The sequence below is a fragment of the Arthrobacter sp. SLBN-112 genome (assembly GCF_006715225.1).
Lineage (GTDB): Bacteria > Actinomycetota > Actinomycetes > Actinomycetales > Micrococcaceae > Arthrobacter.
Window position 1 is genome coordinate 753,368 of the sequence record NZ_VFMU01000001.1, and the last position, 18,891, is coordinate 772,258.

Here is an 18,891-nt window from a genome sequence, read left to right on the forward strand (position 1 = left end):
TGGGCCGAGCGTGGCGCGGCGGGCCGCACACCTGCGGCGATGGCCGCCATCGGACCGTCCTTCGGTACTGGAACTTCCTTCGGCACAGCTCAATTACGGAACATGACGACGGCTGCCGTGCGGCCCGGCGCGGCAGGTGTTACGTTTTTGGGGAGTAATGAGTACCGGTGTGAAGCCCTGACTGGCCGGTCGGCAACCCTCCCTTTCGCGGCGGGGTGCCTCAGGTGAATACTCGGCATATCGACCGATTCGAGCTGCAAGCGTGAAAGAAGGAGATCCGTCGTGTCCGACGCACCCGCACCTGACGAAAAATTGTCCTACCGCCTGATCACAGGACCGGACGACCGCGCATTCTGCGAACGGATCTCGGCTGCGCTGGCTGAGGGGTACGTCCTGCACGGCAGCCCGGCAGCCACCTTCAACGGCACCCGCGTCATCGTGGCGCAGGCAGTGGTCCTTCCGGCGGCAATCGCCTCCGCCGACGCAGCGGTGGCCACCGCGGTGGATCAGCTGGACGCGGACTTTGAGGGCGAATTCGACGGCGAGGGCCACGCATGAGCTACGCGGGAGACCTCACGCCCCATGAGGCATGGGAAAAGCTGCAACAGGGCGCCATCCTGGTGGACGTCCGCACCGAGGGCGAATGGGCCCACATCGGCATCCCGGACACCAAGGCCACGGACAACGATCCCCTCTTCATCCAGTGGACGTTTCCCGGCGGCATCCCCAACCCCGACTTCGTGAAGGACCTCAGGGAGCAGGCGCCGGAGGACCCGTCCGCTGAGCTGGTGTTCCTGTGCCGGTCCGGTGCCCGTTCGGTTGCGGCTGCCACCGCCGCCACGAAGGCCGGCTTCATCTCCTACAACGTGCTGGAAGGCTTTGAAGGCGAGCCGGACCGCTACGGTGAACGCACCGTCAACGGCTGGAAGAACCGCGGCCTGCCTACCAACCTCGGAAAGAACTAAGTGAGCTTCAACCAAGACGCCCCCGGATGGAGCCCCGACACCCAGGCTGTCCGCGGCGGGCTGGACCGCACCAACTTCCAGGAAACGTCCGAGGCCATCTTCCTGAACTCCGGCTTCGTCTACGAATCCGCCGCAGCAGCTGAACGTGCCTTCACCGGCGAAGACGAGCGCTTTGTCTACTCCCGCTACGGCAACCCGTCCGTTGCCACTTTCCAGGAGCGGCTCAGGCTGCTGGAAGGCACCGAAGCATGCTTTGCGACGGCGTCGGGCATGTCCGCGGTGTTCACCGCCCTGGGTGCCTTGCTGGCTGCCGGGGACCGGGTGGTTGCCGCCCGTTCGCTCTTCGGTTCCTGCTTTGTGATCCTGAACGAGATCCTCCCGCGGTGGGGCGTGGAGACCGTCTTCGTGGATGGTCCGGACCTGGACCAGTGGCGCGAGGCCCTCTCCAAGCCCACCACCGCCGTCTTCTTCGAATCCCCGTCCAACCCCATGCAGGAGATCGTGGACATCGCCGCGGTCAGCGAACTCGCGCACGCCGCCGGGGCCACCGTGGTGGCCGACAACGTCTTTGCCACTCCCCTCCTCCAGCGCTGCGGGGACCTGGGCGCGGACGTCATCGTCTACTCGGGCACCAAGCACATCGACGGGCAGGGCAGGGTGATGGGTGGGGCCATCCTGGGCACCAAAGAGTTCATTGATGGCCCCGTGAAGCAGCTGATGCGGCACACCGGGCCGGCGCTCTCCGCGTTCAACGCCTGGGTCCTGACCAAGGGCCTGGAGACCATGAGCCTGCGGGTAAGCCATTCCTCTGCCACCGCCCTGCGGCTCGCGGGGTGGTTGGAGGAACAGCCTGCCGTGAGCTGGGTGAAGTATCCGCTGCTGAAGTCCCACCCGCAATATGAGCTGGCCGCCAGGCAGATGAGCGCCGGCGGTACGGTCCTCACCCTTGAGCTCGCCTCCTCCGGTGGGCGCTCCGGCAAGGAAGCGGCCTTCGCACTGCTGGATGGGCTGCGGATCATCGACATCTCCAACAACCTTGGCGATTCCAAGTCCCTGATCACGCACCCCGCCACCACAACGCACCGCGCGATGGGCCCGGAGGGTCGTGCCGCCATTGGCCTCACTGACGGTGTGGTCCGGCTTTCTGTGGGTCTTGAGGATGTTGACGACCTGATCGGCGACCTGGAACAGGCGCTGAAGCAGATCTAGCCGGGCGGGGAATGGTCGGTCCGGACTTCCAGTTGGACTTGTACGTTGTCACCGTCCTTGAGGTGCGCCTTGTCCCTCACTTCCTTCTTGACGGGCAGCAGGTACGACGCGCTTTTGCTGTCGCGGAACAGCGACGTCTGCCACGCATGGCCGTCCACCTTGGCCTGGACTTTGACGGAGCCGAATGCCTTGCCGGCCCCTGCCGTTAGAGCGCGGACGTCATCCGCCACCTCTGCCGGCAGGGTCACGAAGTGCCAGCCGGCTTCGCCCGGGTACAGCCAGAGTTCGGCATTAAAGGAATACGACGGCGTCACGCGCCGAGTATGGCACGCCGCCCCCGCAGGTGCCATAGATTTCGCCGGTGTAGCTATGAGACGGCCACCGATAACCCACCTAAGCACGGGCTGCCATGCTCAACAAGGCTCGGGGAACTCCCCAGCGGCTTCTGCCGGCTGTCCCTCAGGACTGGCGGACGCGCAGCAATTCGGGGGTGGACTCCATATCTGCAAGATCCAGGGCATCGCGCATTGTGACGTGGACGGCCTGCCGGACCACCGCGCCGAAGCCCATATCCTCCGGGGGCGGCCCCGCCAGGGCCTTTTCGCGGGCGCGGCGCTGCTCAGCGGCTCCTGTTCCCCGGGCGATGATGTCCTCCACGCCCTGCCGGGCCAGGGCCAGCTCGCCCTGTTCGGCCAGGACGGGAGCCAGGTAGTCCACCAGGGAGCGCACCACGTCTGCGGCCGGCGCGGGGCGGAAATTGCCGAAATCCAGAAGCTCACCACTGAGGCCGGAGCTGCTGGCCTGCCAGGAAGCCATGCGCAAAAGGACCGTGGGAACAGGCGCGGGGTCCACGCCGTCCCGCCATTCCCTGCTGGCGGATTCCACCAGCGCCCGGACCAGCACGGCAATGAGCGCGGCGTCCTCGGCACGAAGGCACACATCCGCTACGCGGACCTCCACCGTGGGGTGGTTGCGGGAAAGCCGGGCATCGAAATACAGCATGCCCTCATCGAGCATGACGCCGCTCTCCAGCAGACGGGTGACCACCCTTCGGTAGGCAGCGTATGTGCCGTAGATACCGGCTGGCCCCGCGGTGGGCCAGCGGTTCCAGGCCTGCGTGCGGTAGCTTTCGAACCCGGTGGGAACGCCGTTCCAAAAGGGCGAATTGGCGCTTAGGGCCGTCAGCACTGCCAGCTTGTCCCGGATCCGGTCCAGGACCGCCACGCCCTCTTCGGGCGATTCGACGAATGTGTGGACGTGGAAACCGCAGGTCAACTGCTCCTGGGCGGTAAGGCCAAAGCGCTCAAGCATCCGGGCGTAGCGCGGGTCAGGGGTGGTGTGGGTGGTGGACGCCATCGGCGAGGTGGCGAGTGCCGCCACCCGGGCGCCATGCTTCTTGGCGGACTGATCGGCCAGGGAGCGGCCCGCGCGGATCTGTTCGAGCAGGCTCCCGTACTCCAGGCACGGCCGGGTCTGCGTCTCGATCTGCTCAAGCTTCAGCTCGGCACTCAAGCCCATCTCGTCGTCGTAATCCGCCTGCTTTCCCGTGTGGTGGACCTCCGGGTCCACGGGAAGATCGTCAGCTGCAACGTGGTGGTTGGCCAGGAGGGCGTCGGCCAGGGCAAGGGGCTCCCCCGACTCCGGATCAACGATCAGGAGTTCTTCCTCCACGCCAAAAGTACGCATACCAACATTCTGCGATACTTGCCCCGCATTCACAGGGCACCGGCGGTTCATGACGAACCGTGAATGCTAGTCCTGGAAGTACTCCACCTTGGCGCCGATGGTGTTGAGGCGCTCGGCCAGGTCCTCGTAGCCGCGTTCGATCACGTAGATGTTCCGCAGCTCGGACACGCCCCGCGCGGCGAGCATGGCCAGCAGCAGGCACGCGGCCGGACGCAGCGCCGGCGGGCAGCCCACCTCGGCGGCGCGCCACTTGGTGGGCCCGTTGACATAGATGCGGTGCGGATCCAGGAGCTGCACCTGCGCCCCAAGCCTGTTCAGCTCCGTCAGGTAAATGGCCCGGTTCTCGTACACCCAGTCATGGATCATGGTTTGGCCATGGGCGTTCGCGGCGATGACAGCAAAGAACGGCAGGTTATCGATGTTCAGCCCGGGGAACGGCATGGGGTGGATCTTGTCCTCGGGGGCGTGCAGCGTGGAGGGCTTGGTGGTGACATCCACCAGCCTGGTACGGCCGTTGCGGGCCATGTATTCGCCGGAGATTTCCAGTTCCTGGCCCATTTGGCCCAAGGTGGCCAACTCGATCTCCATGAATTCGATGGGCACGCGGCGCACCGTCACTTCTGAGTTGGTGACGATGCCGGCCGTGATGAGGCTCATGGCCTCGATCGGATCCTCGGAGGGGAAGTATTCGATCTCGGCGTCGATTTCGAGCCGGCCGGTGATCTTCAAGGTGGTGGTGCCCACGCCCTCGATGGTGACGCCCAGCATCTGCAGGTAGAAGCACAGGTCCTGCACCATGTAGTTGGGGCTCGCATTGCGGATCACGGTGGTACCGGGCCGGTGCGCCGCAGCCATGATGGCGTTCTCGGTGACGGTGTCGCCGCGTTCGGTGAGGACGAAGGAGCGGTCGCGGGTGTCGGCAGGGGGCGCCTGGACGGTGTAGAAACCTGAGGTGGCCTCAACCGACAGGCCGAACTGGCGCAGCGCCTGCATGTGCGGTTCCACGGTGCGGGTGCCGAGGTCGCAGCCGCCGGCGTAGGGCAGCCGGTACTCCCGCGACTCATCCAGGAGCGGACCCAGCAGCATGATGACGCTGCGGGTCCTGCGGGCCGCGTCAACGTCCATCGCGTCCAGGTCCAGGACGGCGGGACGGCGCAGGCGCAGGTCCGTGTCGTTGAGCCAGGTGCACTCCACGCCGATGCTGGTCAGCACTTCGACGATGCGGTTGACTTCCTCGATCCGGGCCAGCCGGCGGAGCACGGTGGTGCCGCGGTTGATCAGGCTGGCGCACAGCAGGGCGACACCGGCATTCTTGCTGCTGTTGACATCCACGGCGCCGGACAGGGTGCGGCCGCCCTCCACGCGGAGGTGCGTCATCTGCGGCTTGCCGACGTTGACGATGCTGCGGTCGAAGATGGTTTCCAGCCTCTGGATCATCTTCAGGCTCAGGTTCTGCTTGCCCTGTTCCATCCGGGCAACGGCGCTCTGGCTGGTGCCGAGTTCGGCGGCCAGCTGGCCCTGGGTCCAGCCCTTCTCGGTCCGGGCGTCCCTCAACATGGCGGCAACGTGCTCAGCGGTTTCCTGCGTCATAACCAAAAATATATCATAAATGAGTTACCACAGCCTCGGCTCAGCGATATGGGCCGCTACTGGAAAGGCTTTACCCGGTACATGCGATAGAAATCACGCGCTGGGTCCAGGCGACGCTCAGCTGCCCAACCACACCATGTTCCACGTTCCGGCGGCCAAGGCCGCAAAAAGGGCAAGTCCGGCCACCAGGACACCACCGGCCACCACCCCAAGATCCAGCGTGCTGAACGTGGATTCCCGGGCCCAGGTCCGTTGGCCACCGCCGAAACCCCGGGCTTCCATGGTCACGGCGAGCCGGGACGCGCGGCGGACCGCCTGCACCAAAAGCCCAAAGCTCTGGCCCAACGTCGCTTTCACCCGCTGGCCAAGGCTGCCGCGTGAACCCACGCCGCGTGCACGGCGCGCCATCCCGATGGTCTGCCACTCCTCGGCCATCAGCCCCACCAGGCGCATCGCAGCCAGCGTTCCCAGGACGAACCGGTGCGGCAGGCGTGCCTTCTGCGCCAGCGCGTCGGCAAGGTCCGTGGGATCCGTGCAGCTCATCAGGAGCACCGCCGGAAGGGCGATGGCAAAGCCGCGCAGCATGAAGCCGACGCCCAGCTGAAGAGAACCTTCGCTCATGGTCCAGATGCCGGCGTCGAGCAGGATCCTGCCGCTGTCCGGCGCCAGGATGGACGTGCTCCAGCCGCCCACGGCGGCGGCGATGATCAGCGGCCAGCCGCGCTGCCACAGCAGGGACAGGTTGAGCCCGGCCAGGGGGAACAGCAGGAGCTCGAAAACCAGGGCCACGGATGCCGACACCCAGTCGATGGACAGCGCCAGGACCGCGGTGATGAGCAGGACGGCCGCGAACTTGCTCAGTGGATTGGCGCGTGCCAGGAGGGCATGGTTGCCGGTCAGGGTGAGTTGCTGCCTCATGGTGCCACCGCTTCCGCCGCAGCCATCCGCAGTTCGGTCCCGCCCAAGGCTTCGGTGAACTCGGCGTCATGCGTCACGGAGACCACCGCGGTGCCGGCATCCAGGAGTTCGGACAGGAATGAGGCCAACTCAGCCCACGTGTTGGCGTCCTGCCCGAACGTGGGCTCGTCCAGGACCAGGACCTGCGGGCTGGCGGCAAGGACGGTGGCCACGGACAGCCGCCGCTTCTCGCCGCCCGAGAGCGTATAGGGGTTGGCGTCCACCAGGTGGGTGAGCCGCAGCCGCTCCAGCAGTTCGTCCACCCGGTCTTCGCCATGCCCAAGGTGCCGGGGGCCGAACAGCAGCTCATCCAGCACCTTCCCGGTCACGAACTGGTGCTCCGGCTCCTGGAACACCGTCCCCACGCGCGAAATCAATTGCTGGGCCTTCCACCGGTACGGGTCGATGCCGGCCCCGCGGCTGAGGTCCAGGGTGGCGGACACCTTTCCGGAGACCGGCTCCAGCAGCCCGGCCAGGGTGAGCGCGAACGTGGACTTGCCGGCACCGTTGGGGCCCGTGACGGCGAGGGCCTGGCCGGCGCGGACCTGCGCGGCCAGGCCTTCCTGGACCGGTACCGGCGGGATCTTCCGGAAGCCTTTGCGGCGGGGACGTTCGCGGGAGACACCCAGCTGTTCGGCGGCCAGCAGCAGGTTCCCCGTGCCGGGTGCCGGGACAACGGCGCGGGCGCGGGTTGCTGGCAGGTAGCCGGGGACCCACACGCCGGCTGCGGCGAGCATGGCCCGGGCCTCCGTGAGCACCCGGTCCGGCGGGCCATCCAGGAGCACGGCAGGATTGGCGCCGGAGCCCGGCTGCAGGACCACGATCCGGTCCACCAGGTCCTTCCACACGGAAACCCGGTGCTCCACCACCACCAGCGTGGCCCCGGTCTTGTCCAGGCAGCGCGCCACGGCGTCACGGACCTCCAGCACGCCGTCCGGGTCAAGGTTGGCGGTTGGCTCATCCAACAGGATCAGGCCCGGGCGCATGGCCAGGATGCCGGCCAGCGCCAGGCGCTGCTTTTGCCCGCCGGACAGGGCCGACGTCGGGTGGTCCAGCGGGAGGTGGGACAGTCCGACGTCGGCAAGCGCCTCGTGCACCCGCGCCCAGATTTCCTCCCGCGGCACCGCAAGGTTCTCGGCACCGAAGGCGACGTCGTCCCCCACGCGCGACAGGACGACCTGCGTCTCGGGGTCCTGCTGCATGAGTCCGGCACACCCGCGCTGGGCGCGGGGCACGGCGCCATCAACCAGCAGCGAACCCGATTCGTCGGCATCGCCCGCCTCGCCGCCGTCGTCGTTGATGTCCCCCAGCACCCCTGCGAGCGCATGCAGGAGCGTGGACTTCCCGGCGCCCGATGGGCCGAGCAGGAGCACCCGCTCCCCGGGGCTGATGTCGAGGTCAAGGGCGTGGACGGCGGGCTTGGCCCTGCCGGCATGCCGCCAGCCCCAGCCGCGGGCGGTGACAGCGGCAGGGCGGACCGCCGTGGCCTGGGGCATTGCCATCAGGAGAAGACGGGCTCCGTGGCAGCCTTGCGCGAGGCGAAGGAGCTCAGTACCCCTGTGCGCGCCAGGCCGCGGGTGGCCACCCAGGACAGGGCACCGGCAATGACTGCTCCGGAAATCATGCAGAAGACGATGTAGGCCAGCTTGTCACCGCCGGAGTAGGCGATGTTCCAGCCCCACGGCGCAAAGGAGTCGTTCAGGCCGCAGAAGAGACCTGCTGCCGCACCTGCCAGCAGGGAAACGGGCAGGTTGAACTTGCGGTAGACGAAGATGGCGAAGATGATTTCCGCACCGAGGCCCTGGACGAAGCCGGAGAAGAGGACCGAGGCGCCGTACTGGGAGCCCATAAGCAGTTCCCCGGTGGCGGCCACGGTCTCGCAGAACAGCGCGGCCCCCGGCTTGCGGATGATCAACATGCCCAGCACGCCCGGAATCATCCATCCGCCGGCAATGATGCCGGTCAGGGGCGGGTAGGCGGCGTTCATCGGCACGGATACTGCCGCCGCCCCTTGGGACCAGGCCCAGAAAATAACGCCGCCGGCGATGGCCACCAGCGCGGCGACGACAATGTCCACGACGCGCCAGGACTTACTGGTGGTCTTCTTGATTGCTGCAGTACTCATTGGAATCCTCCTGGGAAACAGGAGGGGAAAGTGGACCCGGCTGACGGCCCGTTGCCGTGCAGCCGCGACACTTTGAGAACTCGACTCCCTTGCGCCGGTACTAACCGGATCAGGTTCGAGGGTCTGCGGCTGTCCGCACTCTCAGCGCCCACCTGCGGTGCCCGGCGGATGCCAGGATGCCCGACGGCGGCGCTCCCCTGTCGTTTGTAGTGTTGCTTTTCGTTTGGGTAAGGCTTTTGATTGCCCTTCCGGGCGTGGTCAAGTTTACACCTGGCGGGGGTAGATTGAAGGCCATGAGCGCCATTCCACCGGATGTGACCGGGTTCGATCCTGATTCCCCCGACGCCCAGCCCGAGGGGTCACTGGAGGCACTGGTTGCCCGGGTCGAGGCGGAGGTCCGGGAACTCCATTTCCCCGGCTTCTCCGTGGATGACGCGCTGAACCTTGGGCTGCTTCTGGTGGAACTGGGCAAGGAGCGGTCGCTTCCCATCGCCATCGACATCACGAAGGGCGAGCAGGTACTGTTCCACGTCGCGCTTCCCGGCGCCACTCCTGACAACGGCTACTGGATCCGGGCCAAGCAGCGCACTGCCGCCCGGTTTGAGGTACCGTCCCTTTTGGTGGGGCTGCGGGGCCGGCTGGGCGGCGGCCGGATCGAGGACAACGCCTGGTTCGACCAGTCCCGGTATGCAGCCCACGGCGGCTCATTTCCCATCTTCGTCACCGGTGTGGGCGCGGTGGCCACGGTCACCGTCTCCGGATTGCCGCAACTGCAGGACCATGACCTGGTGGTGGAGGCGCTGCGCGACATCCTGGGGTCTGCCCTGTCTGACTGATCGCCGCAAGGCCGGGTACAGGGGGACCCAGCAAAACCCCTAAATGCAAAGCCTGCTTAGCTTTTATTAGTAATCATGCTTACTATATTGTCCCCCGGGTTTCGAGGAGGACAGGGCATGGCAGTCAGCATGGGCGGTCCCGCGTTCGTTCCCGTCACCAGCGCGGCAGACCAAGGAGCACCATGAGAATTCCGGAAACCAGAGGCCCCCTCAGCAGCGCCCTGTTCACGGCCCTGGCGCAGGCTCCGGACTCCGCCGGGACAGAACTGGACGCCCTGTACCGCCTGGCCGCACGGCAGGTGGCCGGCACCGCTGACATTATTGGCGACGACGACATCCAGCTGGCCCTCTTCTGCCTCTACGAACTCCATTACTCCGGGCTGGACGGCGTCTCCGACCACTGGGAGTGGAAACCGGAATTGATCAGGGTCCGGCAGTTGCTCGAGGAACCGTTTGAGGCGGCCCTTCGCGCCGCCGCACGGCAGGCCGCCGGGGACCTCGAACTGCCCGCCGGCGGTGCCATGACCAGCGACCAGGTGGCCGATGTCCTGTTCGGCCTCGCTGGCAAGGACACCGGCCCCAGCGTCTCCCGGTACGTGGCCAGGAAGGCAACCCTGGAGCAGCTCAGGGAGTTCCTGGTGCACAAATCCATGTACCAGCTGAAGGAAGCCGATCCGCACACGTGGGCCATCCCGCGCCTCAGTGGACGGCCCAAAGCCGCCCTGGTGGAAATCCAGGCGGACGAATACGGCGGCGGCCGCCCGGAGCGGATGCACAGCGCGCTGTTCGCCCGGACCATGCGGGGCCTGGGCCTGGATGACAGCTACGGCGCCTACGTTGACGCCGTCCCCGCAGTCTCCCTCGTATCGGTAAACCTCATGTCCCTTTGCGGGCTGAACCGGCGGCTCCGCGGTGCCATCACCGGCCACCTGGCAATCTACGAAATGACCTCCTCCCAGCCCAACCGGTTCTACGGCAACGGTTTCCGGCGGCACGGCTTTGGCGCGGACGTCACCCACTACTTTGATGAGCACGTGGAGGCAGACGCCGTCCACGAGCAGATCGCCGGCCGGGACCTCGCCGGCGGCCTCGTCGAAGCCGAGCCGGAACTCCTGGCGGACGTCCTGTTTGGCGCGACGGCCGTCATGGCCATCGACAGCCGGCTCTCCGCCCACCTCTTGTCCTCGTGGGAAGCCGGGACATCATCGCTGCGGGCGGCCGTGCCGGCGGCAGCATGACGGCCGCTCCCACCGCGCAGGGACTGCACGCCTGCCTGGCCGGGGCGGAGTACATCCTTCCCCTGCGCTGGAATGAGGACTCCGCCCTTTCTGAGCTGTCGGACTACCTACGGCGCCTCGCGGACTGGATCCCGGTCAGCGTGGTGGACGGCTCCGCCCCCGACCTCTTCGAACGCCACCGCGCCGCGTTTCCCACGGCAGTGCGCCACCTCCGCCCGGACCCCGATGGTTCCCCGCAGCACGCGGGCGACGGTGGTGGTGCCCGTAACGGCAAGGTGGCCGGAGTCATGACCGGCGTCCGCGCCTCCAGCGCGGAGTTCCTTGTCATTGCCGACGACGACGTCCGCTACACGCGCGAGGCCCTCGCCGCCGTCGTCCATCACCTCGGGTCGGCCCACGTGGTGCGGCCGCAGAACTACTTCGACCCCCGCCCGTGGCACGCCCGGTGGGACACGGCCAGGACGCTGCTCAACCGCGCATGGTCCACCGACTACCCCGGAACCATGGGGGTCCGCCGCAGCGCACTCCTGGCCACCGGCGGCTATGCGGGGGTCCTGTTCGAAAACCTGGAGCTGATCCGCACCATCAGGGCCGCTGGCGGAACGGAACGGATCCTGCCCGGCCTGTTCGTGGCCCGCCGGCCGCCAACTGCCCGGCACTTCCTGCGCCAACGCATACGGCAGGCGTACGACGATTTTGCCCAACCGCGGCGGCTTGCTGCCGAACTTATCCTGCTCCCGGCAGCCACCGGCGCCGCACTCCTTCCAGCCCGGGCAAGGCGGACCGCCCTCCTGGTGCTGGCCGGGGCGGCCATCGCCGGCGCGGAAATTGGACGGCGCCGGCACAACGGGACAGCCGTCTTTCCCGCCTCCGCAGCGTGGTTTGCGCCGCTCTGGGCACTGGAGCGGGCCGTCTGCGTCTGGCTGGCAGCCGCCTTCAGGGTGGCCGGCGGGATCCCCTACGCGGGCAGCAGGATCAGGACGGCGGCGCACTCGGAGGCAGAACTCCGGCGGCGCCATGCCGGAAAGCTCCGCCGGGCGCCCGGCAACCAGGAAGCAACGATGAAAGCGGTGCAGGGATGAAACCAGGACAGAATGGAACAGAAGCCCACGTGGACCAGGAAGCAGCCGCCAGCTCCATTGTGGTGTGCCCGGACGGGCCGCTGATTGTCAGGGGCGAGTTCGAGATCGTCACCCCCTCCGGGGACGCCGTGCCCCGCGACCGCAAGACCGTTGCCTTGTGCCGCTGCGGGGCCTCGGCCATCAAGCCGTACTGCGACGGCACGCACAAGATGATCAAGTTTCGCGCCGAGCCGCCCACCGGCTAGTCCAACAAGCTGTCAGTCCAATAAGGCTGTTAGTCCAACAAGCCGCCTGCAGCACGCCACGCCCTTGCCCGGACCGGAAGGGGCGTACGGCTAGGCTGGAGGCAGTCCGTTTTCCGCCCGCAAGGAGTAATAGGAATGAACCTTTTCATCAAGCTGCTCGGGACCGGGGTGAGCCTGGGTGCAGGCCTGGTCGGAACCAAGCTCGTCAACACCATCTGGGAAAAGACCACCGGGCAGAAGGCCCCCACCGGCAAGAACGAGGACGTCCCCACCAGCCTGCGTTCGGCGTTGACCTTCGCGCTGATCTCGGCGTCGGTGAGCGCCATCATCCAGGTCCTGGCCAACCGCGGCACCCAGCGCGCCATCACCCGGTTCGCCAAGTCCCAGGACATCGTCTAGCGTCAAGCGCTACCGGCCGCCGTCGGGGCTGTCTTTCCGGGCAGCCTCGGCGGCGGCTTTTTGCACCACGGCCTCCAGCTCGTCGGCCGTGAGCAGTTCCCGGTGCAGGTGCTTGGTGCGGTACCCGGCGCGGCCCACCATGTGCGCGGACACCGGCACGGTGAGCAGCTGGAAGATCCAGGCCACTGCCAGGACCGGCCACACCCACCACGTCCGCATCTGCAGCCCAACGGCCGCCAGCAGCAGGAACAGGCCCAGGACCTGCGGTTTGGTGGCCGCGTGCATGCGGCTCAGCAGGTCAGGGAAGCGGAGCAGCCCAATGGCCGCGCCCAGGGACATCAGTGCCCCCACCACCATGAACACCGCTGAGACGGCGTCGATCCAGCCGTCGGGTCCGGACAGGTCAGGATTCATCAGGCTTCACCCTTCGGTCCGCCACAAAACGGGCCACGGTCACGGATCCGATGAAACCGATGATGGAAATGGCCACCACCAGCATGAGGTTGTTCAGGTGCCGGTTCACGGCCATGTCGATGCACAGGGCTCCGGCCAGGACGGCCAGCAGCACATCGGCCGCGAGCACCCGGTCCAGCAGCGACGGTCCGCGGGAGATCCGCAGGATGGCGCCGGCTGCAGCAAGCGAGAAGATGACGGCTGTAACAGCCAGGACAACGTGCATCATGCGGCGGCCTCCATTCGGACGGCTTCGAGTTCCTCAGGGCTGCCCATGATGCGGATCAGGCCGGCCTCGATGGACCGCACTTCGTTCCGCAGGCCCTCCACGTCCTCCTTGGAGGTGATGTTGAGGGCGTGCAGGTACAGGGTGGATGTGGAGCGGTCCACCTCCACAACCAGGGATCCCGGGATCAGGGAGATCACGTGGCCGGTGGCGGTGACGATCAGGTCCTGGTGGCTGCGCAGCTTCACCGCGACGACGGCGTTGGTTACCTTGGGGCCCCTGACGGTGGCCAGGTACAGGACCTGGGCGCTGGCCACTGCCACTTTGCCCACGAACGCCAGCGCAAAGGGCACGGCGTGGAGGATGTTGAAGCGGCCGCTGAGCTCCACCGGCGGAAGGTAGAAGAGCCGGGCCACGCCCACTGCCAGCAGGGCACCGAACAGGAGGTTCCCGGGGCTGAAATCCTGCCACAGGGCGCCCCAGACAATCACCAGCCAGACCAGGAGGGGCAACTCCTGGCGCAGGGAAATGCGTTTGCGGCTCATCGCACTCCTCCCACGGCAGTTGTGGCCGGGATGGGAACATCACTGCCCAGCACCGCCTGGATGTACGGGGTCCGGTCCAGCATGTCCCGCGCGGCCCGGTCCGCAAGCCCGAACAGCGGACCGGCAAAGACGGTCAGGGAAACGCCGAGAACCACCAGGCCAAGGGTTGAGCCCACCATGGTGCGGGGCAGGAGCGTCACGGTGTTGAGCTTGGCGCCCGGCCCGGCCACCCTGGCCGCCGGGCGGGCAAGCAGCACCGGGTCCGGATGTTCGGCGTCGGTGGGCCTGCGCCAGAACGCACGGTTCCACACCCTGGCGATGGCCAGCAGCGTCAGGAGGCTGGTAACAACCCCGCCGATCACCAGCGCGTAGGCCAGCGGCGTGCCCAGCTCGATGCCCGCCTGCATCAGCCCCACCTTGCCCAGGAACCCGGAGAACGGCGGGATGCCGGCAAGGTTCATGCCGGGGACAAAGAAGAGCAGCGCCAGCAGGGGCGACAGCTTGGCCAGCCCGCCCAACCGGTCCACGGACGAGCTGCCGCCGCGCCGCTCGATCAGGCCCGTGACCAGGAAGAGGCTGGTCTGGATGGTGATGTGGTGGGCCACGTAGAACACTGCCGCGGCCAGTCCGGCAACGGAGGACATGGCCAGCCCGAACACCATGTAGCCGATGTGGCTGACCAGGGTGAACGACAGGAGCCGCTTAATGTCGCTTTGGGCCAGGGCGCCAAGGATGCCCACCACCATGGTCAGCAGCGCTGCCACCATCAAAGGTGTGTTCAGGGTGTCCCCCGGGAACAGCAGGGTTTCGGTCCGGACCATGGCGTACACGCCCACCTTGGTGAGCAACCCCGCGAACACGGCTGTGACGGGCGCCGGCGCGGTGGGGTAGGAGTCAGGGAGCCAGAAGGAGAGCGGGAACACGGCAGCCTTGATGCCGAACGCCACCAGCAGCATGACGTGAAGCAGGGTCTTGGTGCCCTGGTCCAGTTCGCCCAGCTTGATGGCCAGGTCCGCCATGTTGACCGTTCCGGTGGCTCCGTAGACCATGGCGATGGAGATCAGGAACAGCACCGAGGACACCACGGACACCACCACGTAGGTGACGCCTGCCCGGATGCGCGGCCCGGTGCCGCCGAGGGTCATCAGCACGTAGCTGGCAGTCAGCAGGATCTCGAAGCCGACGTAAAGGTTGAACAGGTCCCCGGACAGGAACGCATTGGACACCCCCGCCACCAGGATCAGGTAGGTGGGGTGGAAGATCGACACCGGGGCGTCGTGGTCGCCGTCGGCCATGCCCTGCCCCGTGGCGTACACCAGCACGGCCAGGCTAATCGCGGAGGACACCACCAGCATCAGGGATGAGAACTGGTCCACCACCATGACGATCCCCCACGGCGGCAGCCAGCCGCCGATGGTCACCGCTGCGGTCCCGCCGTTCCACGCGGACGCCAGCAGGAGGCATTCGAGCGCCAGGGTCAGCGAGAGCAGGGCGATGCTCACCGCCCGCTGGGCCCGGGTATGCCGGATCAGCAGGAAGGTCAGGGCGGCGCCCAGGATGGGAAGTACGACGGCGAGCGGGGCAAAGCTTGCGATGTTCACTTTCCGCCTCCTTCCGGGCTGGGGTCGACGTTGAGTGAGCCGGGCTTTTCCTCCGCGGCGGCATGTTCGGCGGGCATCTCCCGGCCGCCGGCCACGACGGTGGCCACCGGCTGGCCCGTTTCCGGGCCGCCATCCACGCCGGACGCCGCGTGGTTTGAGACGTCCCGGCCGTCCGATCCCAGCATGGTGAGCGGGAACTCGGAGGTTTCCGCCGGCACTTCGGCGTCGTCCTCGGCGTCGAAGCTGGGGGTTGCCGCCACACGGCGGTCTTCCAGGTCGTCCTGGATGTCGTCCTGGCGTGCCAGCACCCAGGTGCGGTAGATGATGCCGAGCATGAACGCCGTGACGGCGAAGGAAATGACGATCGAGGTCAGGATCAGGGCCTGCGGGAGCGGATCGTTGTAGTCCTGGGCGGGCCTGTCCTTGTCGAACAGCGGAGCCAGCCCTGCGTATCCCCCGGTGGCCAGGATCAGGAGGTTGGTGGCGTTGGCCAGGAGCATCAGCCCCAGCAGCACCCGGGTGAGGCTGCGTTCCAGGATGAGATAGATGCCGCAGGCATACAGGGCGCCCATGACGATCAGCAGGGTCAGGTTGACGCTCATGCGTGGCCCTTTGCGGTGGTCTCGGCGGGCCTGGTCTGGGCGGGGACGGTCTGGGCGGGCGCGGTGTCCGGCTCCAGCGGCGGTTCAGGATCGCGTTCGGCTTCCAGTTCCGGCTGCACCGGACGGTCCTCCTCCGGCTCGTCCTGGTGCGCGGCCGCCGCGGACCGCTCCTCCATGTGCTCATCGATCTCGGCGCCGAGGCTGCGGAGCACGTCAAGCACCAGGCCCACCACCACGATGTACACGCCGATGTCGAAGATGGTGGAGGTGACGAATTTGATGTCGCCGAAGACGGGCAGCCACACCTGGATGATGGCGGACTGGAACACCTGCCCACCCAGCAGCAGGGGCACCACCCCGGACACGGCAGCCAGGGCCAGGCCCGTGCCCAGCAGCGCGCCGGCGCTCAGCGGCGCGGCCTCCCGCAATTCGAACCGTCCGCCGGCCAGGTAGCGGATGGTCAGCGCCAGCCCGGCCGTGAGGCCACCGGCGAAACCGCCGCCCGGCAGGTTGTGCCCGGCCAGCAGCAGGTAGAGCGAGAAGATGATCATCGAGTGGAAGATCAGCCGGGTGACCACCTCGAAGATGATGGAGCGCCGTTCGGGGGCGAGGGTCCGGCCGGCCACGATCCAGGGATCACGGGCGGCGGCTGCGAACTTCCGGCTGATGGCCAGGGCCGCGCCGTCGCGGGAGCCGGGATCCACGCCGTGGTGCCGCCCCACCGTGCCTTCGGCCACGGACGCGGAGGTCTGGAGGCGGTCGCCGCGGCCGCGGATGAAGATCAGGCTGGCCACGCCGGTGGCGGCGAGCGCCAGCACGCTGATCTCGCCGAAGGTGTCCCAGGCGCGGATGTCCACCAGGGTCACGTTGACCACGTTGAGGCCGCCGCCGCCCTCGTAGGCAAGCTGCGGGAACTGCAGTGACACCGGAATGGCGGTCCGGGCGCCCATCGCAAAGATCGCCGCGAACACCATGGTCACGCCGAATCCCAGGCCGATGATGACGCGCACCACCCGGTATTTGCCGCCCGTGCGGTCCCGCAGCTCGGGCGGCAGGCTGCGCATGGCCAGGACGAACGCCACCAGGATGATGGTTTCCACCAGCATCTGGGTCAGGGCCAGGTCCGGTGCGCCCTGCAGGGCGAACACCAGCGCGATGCCGTAGCCGGTCACGGACACCATCAGCACGGCAAGGAAGCGTTTGTTCGCCTTGACGGCGGCCAGGGCGCCTATCACGATTCCCACACCGGCCACGAGCTGCAGCGGGGAGTTCGGATCCACCAGGTAGACGTCCTGCGGCAGGGCGTTGCCGCCCAGGAAGATGGCCGTGAGCGGCAGGACGAACGCCACGCTGAGGATCACCGCAAGGTAGAAATACAGTGAACCGCGCTGGGTCCGGCCCGTAATCCACACCGCCACGTCGTCCAGGGCGCCGATGGTCAGCTGGTAGCCGCGGTCGCCGTCCACCCAGGCCGGAACGAGGGACTGGACACGGGCCACCGCGTTGCGGCCAAAGTACATCGCCGCGCCCAGCACGAAGGTGACCGCCGTCAGCCCAAGGGCCGGGGTCAGCCCGTGCCACAACGCAAGGTGGCCCGCCTGCTCGGCCGGAGTGCCGGCGTCGGGCGCTGTGGAAGCGAACGATGCCGCGTACGGCTGGATCCAGGCGTCCACCGGCACCGGCCAGAGCCCGTAGGGGATGGTCAGGACGCTGAGGACCGCAGGCGCGGCGAGGAAGGAGGGCGTGATCGCCTTGAAAGGGGTGGGGGCCACGCCGGGTTTGGCCGCGAACGCACCCCACATGAAACGCGCGCTGTAGGCGAAGGTGAGGATTGACCCCACCACCAGCCCGGCCAGGACCACCATGCCCCACGGGGCGGAGTGCGGGTCCGCAGCATGACGGACGAACGCTTCCAGCACGGATTCCTTGGCGACGAAGCCGCCCAGCAGCGGAACGCCCGCCATGGACGCGGCGCCGATACCGGCCACGATGCCCAGCGCACGGGAGGAGCGGAAGACGCCGGACAGTTTGCGCACGTCGCGGGTCCCGGACTGGTGGTCGATGATGCCCACCACCAGGAAGAGGGTGGCCTTGAACAGGCCGTGGGCCAACAGCATGGCCAGGCCCGCCAGCGCGGCATCGGGTGTGCCCAGGCCCACCACCATGGTGAGGAAGCCCAGCTGGCTGACGGTGCCGTATGCCAGGATCAGCTTGATGTCGGTCTGCCGCAGTGCCCGGTAGCCGCCTACCAGCATGGTGGCCAGGCCCAGCCCCAGGACCACGGGCTGCCAGTACGCCGTTTCCGAGAACCCCGGGGCGAGCCGCGCCACCAGGTAAATGCCTGCCTTCACCATCGCCGCAGCGTGCAGGTAGGCGCTAACGGGGGTGGGCGCGGCCATGGCGCCGGGGAGCCAGAAGTGGAACGGGACCAGCGCGGACTTGGTGATGGCCCCCACCAGGATGAGGACGACGGCGGCGCCCACCACGCCGGCGGACGTCCCGGAAACCAGCGCGGGGGCCTGTTCCAGGATCCCGGAGATACGGTACGTGCCGGCGGTGTAGCCCATCATGATCAGGCCCACCAGCATGGCCAGGCCACCGGCGGTGGTCACCATCAGCGCCTGGAGGGCGGAACGGCGGGCCGCAAGACGGGTCCGGGCAAAGCCGATCAACAGGTAGGACAGGATGGTGGTCAGTTCCCAGAAGATGAACAGCAGCAGCAGGTCATCCGCCACCACCAGCCCGAACATGGCCCCGGCGAACGCCAGCAGCTGGGCGCCGAACCCGCCCAGGTCCGGGTCTTCCCTTTTGAAGTACCGGGCGCAGTAGACCAGCACCAGGGCGCCGACGCCGAGCACCAGCAGGGACATCACCCACGCCAGCGCGTCCATGCGGAAGGCGAATTCCAGGTGGAGGCTGGGGATCCAGTCGAAGACTTCGGTGACGGCCCCGGACCCTGAGTAGATGGGGTTGTGCTGGAACAGCAGCCAGCCGAAGGAAACACCCGGAACAGCCGCCAGTGCGTAGAAGGCGTTGCGGCCCCACAGCCTGAAGAGGAAGGGCGCGAGGACAGCCACCGAAAAGTGCACGGCAAGGACTGTGATCACTGTATTCTCCGCAACGTCAGGAATT

At 67.4% G+C, this 18,891-nt stretch carries 20 protein-coding genes and 2 riboswitches; of the genes, 8 read left to right on the plus strand and 12 right to left on the minus strand.

Annotated elements, in window-relative coordinates:
- The first annotated feature begins 153 nt into the window (after positions 1-153).
- Positions 154-269, plus strand: a riboswitch (SAM riboswitch).
- Positions 270-282: 13 nt separating this feature from the next.
- The 3 genes from FBY33_RS03580 to FBY33_RS03590 are packed head-to-tail and all read left to right on the plus strand — an operon-like array spanning position 283 to position 2,174.
- On the plus strand, positions 283-558 hold the full coding sequence (locus tag FBY33_RS03580; protein ID WP_142029331.1) for a DUF1737 domain-containing protein: 276 nt from the start codon (positions 283-285) through the stop codon (positions 556-558).
- Positions 555-965, plus strand: coding sequence for a rhodanese-like domain-containing protein (locus tag FBY33_RS03585; protein ID WP_142029332.1), 411 nt, complete (start codon positions 555-557; stop codon positions 963-965). Before FBY33_RS03580 ends, FBY33_RS03585 begins: the two co-directional genes overlap by 4 nt.
- A complete protein-coding gene (locus FBY33_RS03590; RefSeq protein WP_142029333.1) occupies positions 966-2,174 on the plus strand; it encodes an O-succinylhomoserine sulfhydrylase in 1,209 nt (402 codons plus the stop codon).
- On the opposite strand, the gene FBY33_RS03595 is transcribed toward FBY33_RS03590, so the two are convergent.
- The 6 genes from FBY33_RS03595 to FBY33_RS03620 all read right to left on the minus strand — a co-directional run bounded on the left by FBY33_RS03595 (position 2,171) and on the right by FBY33_RS03620 (position 8,532).
- Positions 2,171-2,488, minus strand: a complete 318-nt coding sequence (locus FBY33_RS03595; protein WP_142029334.1) for a DUF1905 domain-containing protein — start codon at positions 2,486-2,488, stop codon at positions 2,171-2,173. The two genes, FBY33_RS03590 and FBY33_RS03595, sit on opposite strands and share 4 nt — an antisense overlap.
- 145 nt (positions 2,489-2,633) lie before the next feature.
- Complete coding sequence (locus tag FBY33_RS03600) at positions 2,634-3,860, minus strand: glutamate--cysteine ligase 2 (protein WP_142029335.1); 1,227 nt, start codon at positions 3,858-3,860, stop codon at positions 2,634-2,636.
- A gap of 66 nt (positions 3,861-3,926) precedes the next feature.
- Positions 3,927-5,450, minus strand: coding sequence for a UDP-N-acetylglucosamine 1-carboxyvinyltransferase (locus FBY33_RS03605; RefSeq protein WP_142029336.1), 1,524 nt, complete (start codon positions 5,448-5,450; stop codon positions 3,927-3,929).
- A 117-nt stretch (positions 5,451-5,567) separates the two neighbouring features.
- A complete protein-coding gene (locus tag FBY33_RS03610; protein WP_142029337.1) occupies positions 5,568-6,368 on the minus strand; it encodes an energy-coupling factor transporter transmembrane component T family protein in 801 nt (266 codons plus the stop codon).
- A complete protein-coding gene (locus tag FBY33_RS03615) occupies positions 6,365-7,903 on the minus strand; it encodes an ABC transporter ATP-binding protein (protein WP_442858341.1) in 1,539 nt (512 codons plus the stop codon). The genes FBY33_RS03610 and FBY33_RS03615 overlap by 4 nt, the downstream gene beginning before the upstream one ends.
- 5 nt (positions 7,904-7,908) lie before the next feature.
- Complete coding sequence (locus FBY33_RS03620) at positions 7,909-8,532, minus strand: ECF transporter S component (protein ID WP_142029339.1); 624 nt, start codon at positions 8,530-8,532, stop codon at positions 7,909-7,911.
- A 68-nt stretch (positions 8,533-8,600) separates the two neighbouring features.
- Positions 8,601-8,741, minus strand: a riboswitch (TPP riboswitch).
- Positions 8,742-8,825: 84 nt separating this feature from the next.
- On the opposite strand from FBY33_RS03620, the gene FBY33_RS03625 reads away from it, so the two are divergent.
- The 5 genes from FBY33_RS03625 (at position 8,826) to FBY33_RS03645 (ending at position 12,332) form a co-directional block, all read left to right on the plus strand.
- Complete coding sequence (locus tag FBY33_RS03625; RefSeq protein WP_142029340.1) at positions 8,826-9,368, plus strand: heme-degrading domain-containing protein; 543 nt, start codon at positions 8,826-8,828, stop codon at positions 9,366-9,368.
- A gap of 182 nt (positions 9,369-9,550) precedes the next feature.
- The gene (locus FBY33_RS03630; RefSeq protein WP_142029341.1) at positions 9,551-10,606 is read left to right on the plus strand and encodes an iron-containing redox enzyme family protein; all 1,056 of its coding nucleotides are present in this window, start codon (positions 9,551-9,553) and stop codon (positions 10,604-10,606) included.
- Positions 10,555-11,688, plus strand: a complete 1,134-nt coding sequence (locus FBY33_RS03635; protein ID WP_327436739.1) for a glycosyltransferase — start codon at positions 10,555-10,557, stop codon at positions 11,686-11,688. The genes FBY33_RS03630 and FBY33_RS03635 overlap by 52 nt, the downstream gene beginning before the upstream one ends.
- 29 nt (positions 11,689-11,717) lie before the next feature.
- On the plus strand, positions 11,718-11,933 hold the full coding sequence (locus FBY33_RS03640) for a CDGSH iron-sulfur domain-containing protein (RefSeq protein ID WP_142029342.1): 216 nt from the start codon (positions 11,718-11,720) through the stop codon (positions 11,931-11,933).
- Positions 11,934-12,068: 135 nt separating this feature from the next.
- A complete protein-coding gene (locus FBY33_RS03645; protein ID WP_056331531.1) occupies positions 12,069-12,332 on the plus strand; it encodes a DUF4235 domain-containing protein in 264 nt (87 codons plus the stop codon).
- Between the two features lie 9 nt (positions 12,333-12,341).
- Here the strand turns inward: FBY33_RS03645 and mnhG are convergent, their stop codons facing one another.
- From mnhG to FBY33_RS03675, 6 genes are read right to left on the minus strand one after another with little or no spacing between them, the layout of a single operon-like run.
- Positions 12,342-12,746 carry a monovalent cation/H(+) antiporter subunit G gene (gene mnhG / locus FBY33_RS03650; RefSeq protein WP_142029343.1) on the minus strand — a complete coding sequence of 135 codons (405 nt, stop codon included), beginning with the start codon at positions 12,744-12,746 and terminating at the stop codon, positions 12,342-12,344.
- A complete protein-coding gene (locus FBY33_RS03655) occupies positions 12,736-13,014 on the minus strand; it encodes a monovalent cation/H+ antiporter complex subunit F (protein WP_142029344.1) in 279 nt (92 codons plus the stop codon). Before FBY33_RS03655 ends, mnhG begins: the two co-directional genes overlap by 11 nt.
- The gene (locus tag FBY33_RS03660; RefSeq protein ID WP_142029345.1) at positions 13,011-13,556 is read right to left on the minus strand and encodes a Na+/H+ antiporter subunit E; all 546 of its coding nucleotides are present in this window, start codon (positions 13,554-13,556) and stop codon (positions 13,011-13,013) included. The genes FBY33_RS03655 and FBY33_RS03660 overlap by 4 nt, the downstream gene beginning before the upstream one ends.
- Positions 13,553-15,157 (minus strand): Na+/H+ antiporter subunit D, encoded by a 1,605-nt coding sequence (locus FBY33_RS03665; RefSeq protein WP_142029346.1) that lies wholly within the window; start codon positions 15,155-15,157, stop codon positions 13,553-13,555. The genes FBY33_RS03660 and FBY33_RS03665 overlap by 4 nt, the downstream gene beginning before the upstream one ends.
- On the minus strand, positions 15,154-15,759 hold the full coding sequence (locus FBY33_RS03670; protein ID WP_142029347.1) for a Na(+)/H(+) antiporter subunit C: 606 nt from the start codon (positions 15,757-15,759) through the stop codon (positions 15,154-15,156). The genes FBY33_RS03665 and FBY33_RS03670 overlap by 4 nt, the downstream gene beginning before the upstream one ends.
- Entirely contained in the window at positions 15,756-18,866 is a 3,111-nt protein-coding gene (locus tag FBY33_RS03675) for a Na+/H+ antiporter subunit A (RefSeq protein WP_142029348.1), read from the minus strand. Before FBY33_RS03675 ends, FBY33_RS03670 begins: the two co-directional genes overlap by 4 nt.
- Positions 18,867-18,891: the final 25 nt, after the last annotated feature.